Raw genomic sequence first — 12,338 nt, 5'->3', positions numbered from 1 at the left:
CGCGGCGCGCGGGGCGCGCGGGGCCCGCACCCACCCGCCCGCCGCGGTGGCGGGGGGGGGGCGGGCCGTGGCCCCCCGTGGCCCCGGCCCGCCGGTCTGGGTCCATGGCGACGTTGCCTCGGGCAATCTGCTCGTCGAAGATGGCAAACTGTGCGCGGTCGTCGATTTCGGCAGCTCGGCTATCGGCGATCCTGCCTGTGACCTGGTGATCGCGTGGACGGAATTTTACGGCGAGAGCCGCCAGGCGTTCCGCGCCGCCATTGCCCTTGACGAGCACAGCTGGGCGCGCGCACGGGGCTGGGCGTTGTGGAAGGCGCTGATCGTCGCTTCGGGACATGACGGCAACCAGCGCGAGGCGGAAAAATCGTGGCGGGTCATCAATGAGGTGCTGGCGGATCACACAAACAGTCGGAGCGGGAAGGCTAATTCAGTCTGAACGCGTCCCGCTCTAATAACGAAAGCATTACTGCCCGCCCATCTCCTTCCTGAACGTATCGAAATCGACCTGCATGCCGTTGAAGATGGTGCTCCAATGGCGGGTCAGCGCTGAAACGGCGACCGCCTCCTGGATCTCCTCGTCGGTGGCGCCGGCGCGCTTGGCGTCCTGCGTGTCCGACCAGATACAGTAGTTGCACGGGATTTGCGCCGCCACCGCCAGCGAGATCAGCGACTTGACTTCGGCGGCAGCGCCGTCTTGTCGCTGAGCTGGATGGCCTTGACCTCGGCCCATGCACCGGGCAGACCGGCTTTCGGGAACTGCTTTACGAAACCGGGCACCCCGCCCATGGTCGACTGGATGTCCTTGACGGTCGCGTCATACTCATCGGCATAAGAAGGAGCTGCAGCCAGGGTCAGCACACAGGTGGCGGCGAGCAGGAAGGCGCGGCGGATGGAAGAATGCGTTGATGAAAGAGTACGATAGGCAGACATGACATTCTCCTCTGGCGTTTGTTGGCCTTACGGTGTAAGGTAGCGTCGAAAATGAACCTTACAGCGTAAGTTGTCAAGCGGCACCATGGACACATCGATCAAAAAAAAGCGACCGCGCGGCCGGCTGTCTCGCGAGATGATCAAGGATGCCGCTTTGAAGGTGATCGAGAGCGAGGGCCTCGCCGGGTTTTCGATGCGCAAGCTGGCGGCAGAACTTGGCTGCGAAGCCATGAGCATCTATCACCACTTTCCTTCGGTGGCGCATCTCTTCGAAGCCTTGGTGGATCGGCTGATCGGCTCCCTCGAAATGCCCGACGCGGACCTCCCTTGGCGACAAAGGTTACGCATTGCCGTGCAGGATTTCCGCCGCGTCGCGCGTGAGCACCCGGCCTTTGCCACGTTCCTTGTAACCTACCGGATGAATTCGCCGACCTGTCTCACTTGGCTGAACGGCATCCTTGGCCTGTTCGAGGCCGGCGGCTTCGGACCGGAACTGGGTGCGCGGCTGTTCCGCACCACCGGCTATTATCTGATGGGTGCCATCCTCGACGAGACTGCCGGCTATGCAACGGGACCTTCGGCCGTGACCATCGTCAGCGACGAGCAACTGGCGCAGGATTTTCCAAAAGTAGCTGCGGCCGGGCGTTATTTCGGCACCGCCGAATTCGACCGGACGTTTGATCTCGGCCTTGACATGCTCCTGGACGAAATGGAGAACGCCCGCGACTGCGCCAGCGCGCCGAACACCGGGTCTTGACGTCATGCGCTCCCTGTTCGCCCTGATACTGCTCATCGGTACCGGCATCGGCGTCGTCTATCCCTGGGCGATGACCAATTTCTCCGGCCGTGAGATCGGCACCTGGCGGGTTTACGACCAGGGCCGGTTCAAGCCGGTGACCGTGCCCCTGAGCGCACGCGACCGGCCGCTACGCGTGCTGGTCGACCTTACGGCAAGAGCCGAGCGCATCGTCTCGCAGCAGCGCACCGTGTTGACCCTCACTGCCGCCACCGGCGGCAGGACGGTGCTCGCCTCGACGCTGCAGTTCAATCACTCCGACAATCCGCGCCAGGTCAGCCCGCAACTGCCGGACAGGATCTTTCGCGACGAGGCCGGCCTGATCCCGACCGTTACCCCTGGTTCCTACATCTTCACCGTCGGTCCGGGCGACGCCGAAGGCATTCCGATGCGGGCCGTCGATCTCGTCCTGCGCTCGGGTGCCGGCGAGGTCGACCGCCGGGCGCGCCCGGTCGGTTTTTCCCTGATGGCGGCCGGCCTGGTCGGGATGGTGCTGGCATTCCGTTTCGGCGGCGGCCGTCGGCCGGAAAATCCGAACTCGCAGCCGCCACCGCCGCGCTGGGGCAGGGGCTCCAATTGAACTATCGTCATGCCTACCATGCCGGGAACTTCGCCGACATCGTCAAGCATGTCGTGCTCAGCCGGCTGATCGAATATCTGAAGCAGAAGGACAAGGCGTTTCGGGTCATCGACACCCATGCCGGCATCGGCCGCTACGATCTGTCCTCGACCGAAGCGCAAAAGACTGGCGAATGGCAAGGCGGCATCGGCCGGCTGGTCGACGCCGCACTCGATGCGCCGGCGGTGGCACTGCTGGCGCCGTATCTTGAAGCCGTACGTTCGCTCAATCCGGACGGCGGCGTGAAAAAATATCCGGGTTCGCCGTTGATCGCCCGGCACCTGATGCGCAAGCAGGACCGGCTGTCGGCGGTCGAGCTGCATCCTAAGGATGCCGCCAGGCTGAAGTCGCTGTTCGACGGTGACTTCCAGACCCGCGTGATCGAACTCGACGGCTGGCTGGCGCTCGGCGCGCATCTGCCGCCAAAGGAAAAGCGCGGCCTCGTGCTCATCGATCCGCCTTTCGAGGAAGAGGGCGAGTTCGGTCGCTTGGTCGACGGGCTGCAAAGAGCCCATCGGCGCTGGCCAGGAGGGATTTACGCGCTGTGGTATCCGCTCAAGGACCGCAGGGCGGTCGCCGCCTTCCGCAAGGCGCTGAAGCAGACGGGCATTTCGAAGCTGCTCGACATCGGTTTTGAGATCAGGCCGGCCGCCGTCGAGCCGAGCCTCGACGGCTGCGGCATGGTGGTGGTCAATCCGCCCTTCACGCTGGAAGGCGAGTTACGGACGCTGCTGCCGGCGCTGCACCGGCTGCTTGCTGTCGAGAAGCCGTCGCACTGGACGCTGGACTGGCTGGCGGGAGAGTAGTTTGCGGCGCGGCCCTGCCGTTTCGTCAGCGCAACCATCGTCACCACAACCACGGTCGCTACAACCGCTTGACCGCGCGTCAGCGAATCCGCACAGTGCGCGCAGTCGACCTTGAGAGGCTGCCATGACTCGCTTCGCCCAATCCGCCCTTGCCGCACTGCTCGCCTTTTGCACGCCGCTGGCCGCGCCTCTTGGCGGCACCCAGGCAGTCCAGGCGGCCGACCTTGCAATCTATACCGACGAGGATAGCGGCGTCTGCGGCGAGGCCTGGGTGCTGAACAAGATCACCGACCGCTTCTCCTATCAGGTGCATCACGTGCCGCATCTGCCCGACGTGCAGATCGTCGACTTCCAGCGTATCCACCAGCATCGCTATCTGCCGGCCGACGACATCTGGCCGATCGGCCGCCGTTATTGCGGCGCCACCGTCAGCCTCTCCGACGGCGGCGCCCGCACCATCTGGTACCTGATCGAGGAAGGCCAGGGTTTTGCCTCGATCGGCGACAATGTCGAATTCTGCGTCTCGGGCTTCGACCGCTGGATGGTCTACAACGGCCGCTGCCGCGTCCTGCGCTGACCAGCGCCTTCCGATCCCGACGGATTGTTGCGTCACTTAGGTGGTCGAGAAAAGGAACACCTGACGGCCATCAGGATCACGGACGATCACACGTCTGCCCATAGCTGTCGCCTTGACGTCCGCAATGATTCCAAAGCCGTTGGCCTTGGCGGCAGAAGCAGCTTCATCTGCGTTGGCGACTTCGAAGCCGATCATCGTTCCCGCTCCTTCCGGCGTCGTTGCTTCTGCCGGATAGAGTTCGATCGCAAGCCCTTCACCTTGGAACACGAAATGTATCGGACCGGAGCCATGCTGCTCTTGCCTGAAGACAATTCCGAAATTCGCGTAGAAAGCCGCGGCTGATCTGGGATCAGCCGCAAACCATGTGACAAATGTCAAGCTCGGCAAGGAGGACATTCATACCTCTCTGGTGTTGAGGGTCCAAGGTCGGACGAGGTTGCGAAAATCGTAGACTTCCATGCATGTCAACCCCAACCGACCACATCGATCACTTTGCGGGGAAACAGCACTACATGGATTCGTTTGTTTATACTGTTGCTCTCGGCGCGGTCGTTGCAGGCTTCGTCCAGGGGCTTTCCGGGTTCGCTTTCAGCCTGGTTGCCATGTCGATTTGGGTTTGGACCGTGGAGCCCCAGCTTGCTGCCGCCATGGCGGTCTTTGGGGCGCTCACCGGCCAGATCATCGCCGCCGTCACCGTCCGCAGGGGCTTCGACCTCAAGCTTCTGCTGTCATTCCTGATCGGGGGGATCATCGGGATTCCGGTCGGTGTCGCCATCCTGCCCTTGCTGGATGTGCAGTTGTTCAAGCTGGTCTTCGGCGCGCTGCTGGTCGTTTGGTGTCCCTTGATGCTCTTTGCGCGTCGCCTCCCTCCCATCACGGTCGGGGGTCCTGTTGCAGACGGTGCAATAGGTCTGGTCGGCGGCATCATGGGTGGACTTGGCGGCTTCACCGGCCCGGTTCCAACGCTGTGGTGCGTGCTGCGCCAATGGGAAAAGGACAGGCAGCGTATTGTCATCCAGAATTTCAACCTTGTGACCCTCTCCATGACGATGGCCGCCTATCTTGCGGCCGGAAAGATCAAGCTCGAAATGCTGCCGATGTTTGCCGTCGTCGCGCCGGCGATGTTGATACCGACACTCCTTGGCGCGAGACTCTACATCGGCGTTAGCGAGGCGACTTTTCGAAAGATCGTCCTCACACTCTTGGCCGCATCAGGTGCGGCATTGTTGGCATCGTCCTTGCCGCACCTCATAAGCCGGGTTTGAACGACACACAGAAATCCCGACTTCCGCCGTGCCATGCGCTATCGACCGATGCGGCCTGCTCCCGATAGGTAGGCGCAGATCAGGTCGACGAGTTGCTTTTGCAGCTCCGGCGCGGCGAGCATGTTCCGGCGTGCCGCATTGTGGATCACACCTTCGATCGCTGACGACAGCACGCGCGCCACGGTCTGCATGTCGGCGCCTTTCCTTGGCTTGCGATAAGTGGCGACAGCAGTCGCATAGTGATTGAGGTATTGCGCCTGGAACGAAGCATGGGCGGCCCTGGAGCCGCGATCGCCCGGCGCCTCGTCGAGCAGCACCTGGTGTAGTGTCGGGTGAATGCTGTGCGCCGCGATCATGCCGCGCACCAGCTCCTGCGCGAATTTCCTGAGCGGCTTTTGGTCTTCCGCCGAATCGCGAATGACCGACAGCACATGATCGAAGTGACGGCGCCGGACGGCAGCGAGCAGGGAAAGCTTGTCGGGAAAATACTGGTAGAGCGTGCCGATGCTTACACCTGCTGTCTCGGCAACCTTGTTGGTGGTGAAGCCGGCCCACCCCAGCCCGCTCAGAACATGAGCCGCCGCCTCGATGATCGCCTCGACGGTTGCCCTGGAACGCGCCTGACGCGGCTGTTTGCGCATGCGCGGATGCGGTTTTGCAATGCGAGTAGCCACGTTCGCCCATTCTCCTGAAAATATAAACAACATACTCGCATTTCCGGAAAAGGACACCGACCATGAATGCGCTCGCTCTGCTTCGCAGCCTGTTTGCCTATCAGGCCTGGGCCAATGACGAACTGCTGGACAAGCTCGCGAGTCTCGACCCGCATGTTCTCGGCAAGGAACGGCAGGCCGTGATACGGCTCGTCGATCACAGCCATGTGGTGTCGCGGATATTCTCGGCGCACCTGGTTGACGCAAGCCATGGCTACTCCGCCGACACCACCGAGGACACGCCGGCGTTCGACGAACTTCGCGCCGCGGTCGCAGCGACCGATCGCTGGTATCTCGATTATCTCGAAACCGTTTCGTCGAGGCAGCTGTCCGAGCCCGTCGCATTCGTGTTCACCGACGGGGATAAGGCATTGATGTCGCGACAGGAAATGCTGACCCACGTCGTACTGCACGGCGGCTATCATCGCGGTGAAGCGGCGCGCATCCTGGCGCAGATTTCCGTCATGCCGCCATGGGATACCTTCGCCGTCCATCTCCACAGGGCCGAGCCTTCGCGCCGGCTGCAGATGAGCCGTGAGCCGCTCGGCGCCTGAACGGCCAAGCGCTTTCGATCGCGGTCGGCTCGACCGGATCTATCGAACGATATCCTGTCCTTCAGAAATGCGAGCTGTCTGCTTACTTTCATCGCGTCGTGCAAGATAGTGCAGCGGCGAGCTCGTCGCGTTGCTTCCTACTTACCTGTAGTTTATCGTTTCGGACAAGACGAGGCGGGCGACCGCCTTCGCTCTTGACAATGTTCGCGCCGAGCGTCGGACGTTGAAGCGCAAAGCTGGTCGAAAAGGTCCTGAGCTTGACGAGAAGACCGGTCGAGATAGAGCGACCAGAATTTCTGTCGCAGAACTTCGCTGCGGGACACAAAGATTCGCAGCCGATTTTTGCGCCGGTAAAATGGTCGCGCGCTCGCCGTAACCGAAACTTAAGCTACACAAATCATTCTAATGCTTCGCTGGCTAGCAAGCCGCGAGTCAGATATGCAATGCGCGCCGGGTCAATAACGGCCGTCGGCACAACGGAAGGGGCATGATATGGCTAAGCAGTCATCCAAAGCGCCGGCATCCAAGGCACCGGCAAAGTCACCGGCAAAGAAAGCACCGGCAAAAGCAGCCGCGGCAAAGGCCGCAACTGCTGTGAAGAAAGCAGCACCCGCGGCCAAACCGAAGGCCGCTGCGCCTAAGGCAAAAGCAGCGCCGGCCAAAAAGCCGGCCGCTAAGGCCGCGGCAAAACCAGCCGTGAAGAAAGCAGCACCTGCCAAGGCAAAAGCAGCGCCGGCCAAGGCCAAGGCTGCACCGGCAAAGAAGGCGGCACCGGCCAAGAAGCCGACTGCAAAGGCCGTGGCGAAGCCCGCTGCGAAGAAGGCAGCACCGGCAAAGGCCGCCGCTGCGAAATCTTCTGCAGCAGTGAAGAAAGCAGCGCCCGCGGCCAAGCCGAAGGCAGCGCCCGCAAAGGCTAAGGCCAAGAAGTAGTCGCGGTCCTGCTGTCGCAGGGGACAGTACTCAAGACAGCCAGGGCGGGATGCCGGACAGGCGCCTCGCTTCTTGGTTGACAGTCGGGCAGGACCAGAAAGAGGCGGGAGGAAGACGTCTTTTCGCAGCTCCCAGGACTTCGCCATGCGGCGAAGTCCGGTGGGATTTTCGTGGCTGCCAAAACCAACCTTCGGTGCAAGGCCGAGTTGGTAGTTGCTCCGATCTGGATTGTCCGACCTGCTCGCGTCTGCCGCCCGCACCTCCGGCTCATCGCATCCGAACGCGAGACTATGGCTGCACGCCGGCGGCGCGGTTTTCCGCCTCTGGCCGTTGATGAACCCTGCATGATCGGTCAACAGTGCCACGCACGAGCCCCTGTCGGAATCGATTTTCGGTAAGGGTCATGCGCGAAGTCACAATGCTACCGCGTCCTTTTGCGCGTCCAATAGGACGTATGGAGCTGTAGCCGGCAAACAGGAATCGACAATGCCCAGACTGCTCTACGCGTCTACTTCCCCCTACAGTTCCAAGGTGCGCATGGCAGCACTTCATGCCGGCATTGCGATCGATCTCGTGCCGATAAAGACCGAGGAAAGGCCGGCCGAACTGATCGGCGCCAATCCGCTCGGCAAGATCCCGGTGCTGGTGCTCGATGACGGCCGCTCGGTCCACGACAGCCGCGCCATCACCCAGCATCTCAACCGGATGTCGAAGAACGCATTGTTTCCGCGCAATCCCGACAAGCGCCTTGAGGCGGAGGTGCTGGAGGCATTGGCCGACGGCATCTGCGACTGCGCGCTGTCGATGGTCTATGAGCGGCGCACACGGCCGGAAGAGATGGTCTACCAGCCTTGGCTCGAGCGCCAGTGGACGAAGATTTCGGACGCGCTCGATCTGCTCAACGCGAACCCGCCGAAGCTGCCGAAGAAAATCACCCTCGGCCAGATCGCATTGCGCGCCTGCCTCGGCTATCTCTCGCTGCGCTTCGCTGGAAAATGGGAAAAGGGCCGCGGCCGGCTGACGCGCTGGGCGGCACGCTTCGACGAGAAATTCCCGGAGCTGAAGCCCGCCATCCCGGCTTGAGGGCGGGCGGCCTCAACCGGTGCCACAAAAAAAGCCGGGCGCGAGGCCCGGCTTTTTCGTGTCGTGGCTTGGACGACTTAGAACTTCATACCGACGCCGAAGGTGACGCGATTGTCGGTCGACTTGACCTTGCCGATACCGTCGAAGTCCTTCCTGCCGAAGTCCGTGTAACGATACTCGACACGGCCGAACACATTGTCGGTGATCTTGATGTCGGTACCCACGCCGGCTGTCCAGCCAAACTGCGTGTTGGTGTCGCTTACGCCGGCAGCTTCAATCTTCTGGTTCTTCAGCGCGCCACCGGCGGTGCCGTAGAGCAGGATGTCCGGGGTGACAGCGTAGCCGAGGCGGGCACGCAGCGAGCCCTCGAAGCCACCCTTGGCCTCGATGCCGGCATCGTCGCCCTTGACGCCGTTGTAGCCGATATCGGCTTCGGCACCGTAGACGAAGTTCTCCTGCTGCCAGTTATAGCCGCCGAAGACGCCGCCGACAAAACCCTTGGTGTCGACGTCGACGCCAATGTCTTTGGCTTTGGCATGGCCAGCGAAGCCGTAGCCGACGCTCACACCGGCATAGGGACCGGCCCAGGATGCGACCGGAAGTTCTGCGATCGGGGCAGGTGCCGGCGGCTCTTCCTGAACCACGTCCGCGGCATAGGCGGTTCCGCCGAGGGCGAACAGCCCAAACGCCACCGCGAGCGGTCGCGCAAATTTAAGATTGGCTTGCATTGTTCTTTACTCCTTAAGCCACAGGACACAGGCTTGTTTTTTCATGAGCGCCCTCAACCCGTCCGGGGGGTGAAACGGATCCGGCGTTCAACGGTTCCAAATGTCGTGTCGAAATGCGGCTGAAGCGAACCTGAACTTGGGTCATTACCTGGCACGAATGAGGCAGAACCTTGACGTTGCATCTTCGCAACAGCGAATGTCAGCAGGTTCGCCGTGCTGCACTGCACACGGCTTGGTGTAAGGGCTCCAGCGCCCTATATTGCGGGCGGGCTGGCCCGAATTCCGGTCGAGCCAAAACGCCCACTGGCCACTTTGCCACAATCTTGCCCCAGGTGGAAATGGGATTTAACGCTTGGCGGGCCATAATTTGCCGGCGCGATCCCGGCAGGTCGGAATCGGCATCGGATTAAGGATTGACAGATGAGCAAGGTCGCCGCGACGGCACTGGTGACGGGCGGGGCGAAGCGGATCGGCAGGGCGATCGTCGAAGATCTTGCCGCGCATGGTTTTGCCGTCGCCATTCACTGCAATCGCTCGCTGGCCGAGGCGGAGGCACTGGCGGCCGAAATCAACAGTGGTCATTTTGGTCGACATGGCCGGGCCGCAGTGGTTGCTGCCGACCTGACCGAGATGGACGCCGTCGGCGACCTAGTCGGTCGCGCGGCGGCGGCGCTCGGGCCGGTGTCGCTGCTGGTCAACAACGCCTCGCTGTTCGAGCACGACAGCGTTGAGGATTTCGACTGGCCGGCCTGGGATCGCCATTTCGCCATGCATGTCAAGGCGCCGGCGCTGTTGGCACAGACTTTCGCTCGGGCCTTGCCGCAGAACAGTGAGGGGCTGATCGTCAACATGATCGATCAGCGCGTCTGGCGACCGACGCCGCGTTATTTCTCCTATGCGCTGTCGAAGTCGACCTTGTGGGCGGCGACCGAGATGATGGCGCAGGCGCTGGGTCCCCGCATCCGTGTCAACGCCATTGGTCCTGGCCCGACCTTGAAGAACACGCGCCAGCACGACAGCGATTTCGATGCCCAGATTGCCGGGCTCATCCTGAAACGCGGCCCGGAATTGCCGGAATTCGGTGCCACTATCCGTTATCTCTGGGCGGCACGCTCGGTCACCGGCCAGATGATCGCGCTTGACGGCGGCCAGCATCTTGCATGGCAGACGCCCGATGTGACAGGCATGACGGAATGAGCCCCATGGACCAGAAACAAAAAACGCGCGGTGGCGCCGACGACCTGCCGCCCGAAATCGACCTCGAGGACGAGGCGGCCGAGGAAGTCGTCGAGCCTGCAGCCAGCGGTCCGGACGTTACCTTCACCGCCATCGACTGGACCCCGCATGCCGGCGACGCCGACGGCATGGTCGGCGCCGAGGTGATCCAGACGCTGGTAAAGCGGCTGCCCAATGCGCCCGGCGTCTACCGCATGATGAATGCCGCCGGCGACGTGCTCTATGTCGGCAAGGCACGCAGCCTGAAGAAGCGGGTCACCAGCTACGCGCAAGGCCGGTTCCACACCAGCCGCATCGGCCGCATGGTGCGCGAGACGTCGACCATGGAGTTCGTCGTCACCCGTACCGAGATCGAAGCGCTGCTGCTTGAAGCCAACCTCATCAAGCGCTTGCGGCCACGCTTCAACGTGCTGATGCGCGACGACAAGTCGTTCCCCTATATCCTGTTGACCGGCGACCATGTCTCGCCCGGTATTTACAAGCACCGCGGCGCGCGCTCGCGCAAGGGCGACTATTTCGGCCCCTTCGCCTCGGCCGGCGCAGTTGGCCGTACCATCAACTCGCTGCAGCGCGCCTTCCTGCTCAGGAGCTGCACCGACTCCTTCTACGAGAACCGCACCCGGCCTTGCCTTTTGTTCCAGATCAAGCGCTGCGCCGGCCCGTGCACCGGCGAAATCTCGCACGGCGACTATGCAAGGCTTGTCGCCGAGGCGAAGGATTTTCTCTCCGGCCGCAGCCAGAAGGTGAAGACGGAGATCTCCGCCGCCATGCAGCAGGCTTCGGAGAACCTCGATTTCGAACGCGCCGCCATCTATCGCGATCGGCTGGCGGCGCTGTCGCATGTGCAGAGCCATCAAGGCATCAATCCGCAGACCGTCGACGAGGCCGATGTCTTCGCCATTCATCAGGAGGGCGGCCAGGTCTGCATCCAGGTGTTCTTCTTCCGCACCGGCCAGAACTGGGGCAACCGCGCCTATTTTCCCAAGGCCGATCCGGCGCTCGAAGCCGGCGAGGTGCTGGGATCGTTCCTGGCGCAGTTCTACGACGACAAGCCGACGCCGCGCACCATCCTGTTGTCGCATGGCGTCGAGGACCAGGAATTGCTGGCGGAGGCCCTCTCCACCCGCGCCGGCCGCAAGGTGTCGATCTCCGTGCCGCAGCGCGGCGAGAAGAAGGACCTGACCGACAATGCGCTGCAGAATGCGCGCGAAGCGCTCGGCCGGCGGCTCGCCGAAACCTCGACCCAGGCGCGGCTGCTCACTGGCTTTGCCGAGACCTTCGGCCTGGAAAAACCGCCGGTGCGCATCGAGGTCTATGACAACTCGCACATCATGGGCACCAACGCCGTCGGCGCCATGGTCGTCGCCGGGCCGGAAGGTTTTGTGAAGAACCAGTATCGAAAGTTCAACATCCGCTCGACCGAGATCACGCCGGGCGACGATTTCGGCATGATGCGCGAGGTGATGCAGCGGCGCTTTTCGCGGCTGTTGAAGGAACATGGTGACGCCCCGCAAACCGAGGGCGCGGACGAGGCGAGCCCTACCGAACCGGGCGACGATATCGAGGACGCGGGCGGCTTCCCCGCCTGGCCCGACGTCATCCTCATCGACGGCGGCCAGGGCCAGATGACGGCGGTGCACAAGATCCTCGCGGATCTCGGCATCGAGGACCGCGTCGTGGCCATCGGCATCGCCAAGGGGCAGGATCGCGATGCCGGCCGAGAACGCTTCTTCGTCAAGGGCAAGGTCCCATTCTCGCTGCCCGTACGCGATCCGGTGCTCTATTTCGTCCAGCGGCTGCGCGACGAGGTCCATCGCTTCGCCATCGGTTCGCACCGCGCCCGCCGCAAGAAGGAGATGGTCAAGAGCCCGCTCGACGAGATCAGCGGCATCGGCCCCGGCCGCAAGCGCGCGCTGCTAATGCATTTCGGTACGGCCAAGGCCGTCAGCCGCGCCGCCGTCGAGGACCTGGTCAAGGTCGACGGCATTTCCGAGCAGGTGGCGAAATTGGTCTACAATCATTTTCACGAGAGCTAAGACCTATTGCCGATATTTCGGCTGGCTAATCGATTCTGGCCTGTTGACCCCCCACATTCGCTTCT

At 62.6% G+C, this 12,338-nt stretch carries 16 protein-coding genes; 10 read left to right on the top strand and 6 right to left on the bottom strand.

Going from position 1 to position 12,338, the window contains the following annotated elements; translation table 11 throughout:
* Positions 1 to 436 (top strand): phosphotransferase (locus NKI18_RS12515; RefSeq protein WP_353019801.1); only part of this gene is annotated, 436 nt, incomplete at its 5' end.
* A 27-nt stretch (positions 437 to 463) separates the two neighbouring features.
* Here NKI18_RS12515 and NKI18_RS12510 read toward each other — a convergent pair.
* Together NKI18_RS12510 and NKI18_RS12505 are read right to left on the bottom strand one after the other, a co-directional pair.
* A complete protein-coding gene (locus tag NKI18_RS12510) occupies positions 464 to 652 on the bottom strand; it encodes a carboxymuconolactone decarboxylase family protein (protein WP_352616637.1) in 189 nt (62 codons plus the stop codon).
* 11 nt (positions 653 to 663) lie between these two features.
* Entirely contained in the window at positions 664 to 930 is a 267-nt protein-coding gene (locus NKI18_RS12505; RefSeq protein WP_352616640.1) for a hypothetical protein, read from the bottom strand.
* A gap of 85 nt (positions 931 to 1,015) precedes the next feature.
* Here NKI18_RS12505 and NKI18_RS12500 point away from each other — a divergent pair, with 85 nt between their 5' ends.
* The 4 genes from NKI18_RS12500 to NKI18_RS12485 all read left to right on the top strand — a co-directional run bounded on the left by NKI18_RS12500 (position 1,016) and on the right by NKI18_RS12485 (position 3,728).
* Entirely contained in the window at positions 1,016 to 1,687 is a 672-nt protein-coding gene (locus tag NKI18_RS12500) for a TetR/AcrR family transcriptional regulator (RefSeq protein WP_352616643.1), read from the top strand.
* A gap of 4 nt (positions 1,688 to 1,691) precedes the next feature.
* The gene (locus NKI18_RS12495) at positions 1,692 to 2,306 is read left to right on the top strand and encodes a hypothetical protein (RefSeq protein WP_352616646.1); all 615 of its coding nucleotides are present in this window, start codon (positions 1,692 to 1,694) and stop codon (positions 2,304 to 2,306) included.
* Entirely contained in the window at positions 2,303 to 3,151 is an 849-nt protein-coding gene (locus NKI18_RS12490) for a 23S rRNA (adenine(2030)-N(6))-methyltransferase RlmJ (RefSeq protein WP_352616649.1), read from the top strand. The genes NKI18_RS12495 and NKI18_RS12490 overlap by 4 nt, the downstream gene beginning before the upstream one ends.
* 124 nt (positions 3,152 to 3,275) lie before the next feature.
* Positions 3,276 to 3,728, top strand: coding sequence for a hypothetical protein (locus NKI18_RS12485; protein WP_352616651.1), 453 nt, complete (start codon positions 3,276 to 3,278; stop codon positions 3,726 to 3,728).
* 36 nt (positions 3,729 to 3,764) lie between these two features.
* On the opposite strand, the gene NKI18_RS12480 is transcribed toward NKI18_RS12485, so the two are convergent.
* On the bottom strand, positions 3,765 to 4,124 hold the full coding sequence (locus NKI18_RS12480; RefSeq protein ID WP_352616653.1) for a VOC family protein: 360 nt from the start codon (positions 4,122 to 4,124) through the stop codon (positions 3,765 to 3,767).
* Positions 4,125 to 4,240: 116 nt separating this feature from the next.
* Between NKI18_RS12480 and NKI18_RS12475 the strand changes: the two genes are divergently transcribed.
* Complete coding sequence (locus NKI18_RS12475; RefSeq protein ID WP_352616654.1) at positions 4,241 to 4,993, top strand: sulfite exporter TauE/SafE family protein; 753 nt, start codon at positions 4,241 to 4,243, stop codon at positions 4,991 to 4,993.
* 38 nt (positions 4,994 to 5,031) lie between these two features.
* Here the strand turns inward: NKI18_RS12475 and NKI18_RS12470 are convergent, their stop codons facing one another.
* Positions 5,032 to 5,667, bottom strand: coding sequence for a TetR/AcrR family transcriptional regulator (locus NKI18_RS12470; RefSeq protein ID WP_502900689.1), 636 nt, complete (start codon positions 5,665 to 5,667; stop codon positions 5,032 to 5,034).
* 62 nt (positions 5,668 to 5,729) lie between these two features.
* Between NKI18_RS12470 and NKI18_RS12465 the strand changes: the two genes are divergently transcribed.
* On the top strand, positions 5,730 to 6,260 hold the full coding sequence (locus NKI18_RS12465; RefSeq protein ID WP_352616657.1) for a DinB family protein: 531 nt from the start codon (positions 5,730 to 5,732) through the stop codon (positions 6,258 to 6,260).
* Between the two features lie 455 nt (positions 6,261 to 6,715).
* Here the strand turns inward: NKI18_RS12465 and NKI18_RS12460 are convergent, their stop codons facing one another.
* Positions 6,716 to 7,555 (bottom strand): hypothetical protein, encoded by an 840-nt coding sequence (locus NKI18_RS12460; protein ID WP_352616660.1) that lies wholly within the window; start codon positions 7,553 to 7,555, stop codon positions 6,716 to 6,718.
* 121 nt (positions 7,556 to 7,676) lie between these two features.
* Between NKI18_RS12460 and NKI18_RS12455 the strand changes: the two genes are divergently transcribed.
* Positions 7,677 to 8,273, top strand: coding sequence for a glutathione S-transferase family protein (locus NKI18_RS12455; RefSeq protein WP_352616663.1), 597 nt, complete (start codon positions 7,677 to 7,679; stop codon positions 8,271 to 8,273).
* 77 nt (positions 8,274 to 8,350) lie between these two features.
* On the opposite strand, the gene NKI18_RS12450 is transcribed toward NKI18_RS12455, so the two are convergent.
* Positions 8,351 to 9,001 (bottom strand): outer membrane protein, encoded by a 651-nt coding sequence (locus tag NKI18_RS12450; RefSeq protein ID WP_292662341.1) that lies wholly within the window; start codon positions 8,999 to 9,001, stop codon positions 8,351 to 8,353.
* 420 nt (positions 9,002 to 9,421) lie between these two features.
* Between NKI18_RS12450 and NKI18_RS12445 the strand changes: the two genes are divergently transcribed.
* Complete coding sequence (locus NKI18_RS12445) at positions 9,422 to 10,198, top strand: SDR family oxidoreductase (protein WP_352616666.1); 777 nt, start codon at positions 9,422 to 9,424, stop codon at positions 10,196 to 10,198.
* A complete protein-coding gene (uvrC, locus tag NKI18_RS12440) occupies positions 10,195 to 12,273 on the top strand; it encodes an excinuclease ABC subunit UvrC (RefSeq protein ID WP_352616669.1) in 2,079 nt (692 codons plus the stop codon). Before NKI18_RS12445 ends, uvrC begins: the two co-directional genes overlap by 4 nt.
* The last annotated feature ends 65 nt before the right edge of the window (positions 12,274 to 12,338 follow it).

It is taken from the genome of Mesorhizobium sp. M0800, assembly GCF_040320095.1.
Classification (GTDB): domain Bacteria; phylum Pseudomonadota; class Alphaproteobacteria; order Rhizobiales; family Rhizobiaceae; genus Mesorhizobium.
Note: the sequence above shows the minus strand (reverse complement) of the source record. Positions and strands in the feature narration are given on the sequence as shown.

Coding starts and splice junctions, on each gene's coding strand:
- NKI18_RS12505 (WP_352616640.1), bottom strand. CDS start 930: ATGTCTGCCTATCGTACTCTTTCATCAACGCATTCTTCCATCCGCCGC.
- NKI18_RS12500 (WP_352616643.1), top strand. CDS start 1,016: ATGGACACATCGATCAAAAAAAAGCGACCGCGCGGCCGGCTGTCTCGC.
- NKI18_RS12495 (WP_352616646.1), top strand. CDS start 1,692: ATGCGCTCCCTGTTCGCCCTGATACTGCTCATCGGTACCGGCATCGGC.
- NKI18_RS12485 (WP_352616651.1), top strand. CDS start 3,276: ATGACTCGCTTCGCCCAATCCGCCCTTGCCGCACTGCTCGCCTTTTGC.
- NKI18_RS12480 (WP_352616653.1), bottom strand. CDS start 4,124: ATGTCCTCCTTGCCGAGCTTGACATTTGTCACATGGTTTGCGGCTGAT.
- NKI18_RS12475 (WP_352616654.1), top strand. CDS start 4,241: ATGGATTCGTTTGTTTATACTGTTGCTCTCGGCGCGGTCGTTGCAGGC.
- NKI18_RS12465 (WP_352616657.1), top strand. CDS start 5,730: ATGAATGCGCTCGCTCTGCTTCGCAGCCTGTTTGCCTATCAGGCCTGG.
- NKI18_RS12455 (WP_352616663.1), top strand. CDS start 7,677: ATGCCCAGACTGCTCTACGCGTCTACTTCCCCCTACAGTTCCAAGGTG.
- NKI18_RS12450 (WP_292662341.1), bottom strand. CDS start 9,001: ATGCAAGCCAATCTTAAATTTGCGCGACCGCTCGCGGTGGCGTTTGGG.
- NKI18_RS12445 (WP_352616666.1), top strand. CDS start 9,422: ATGAGCAAGGTCGCCGCGACGGCACTGGTGACGGGCGGGGCGAAGCGG.
- uvrC (WP_352616669.1), top strand. CDS start 10,195: ATGAGCCCCATGGACCAGAAACAAAAAACGCGCGGTGGCGCCGACGAC.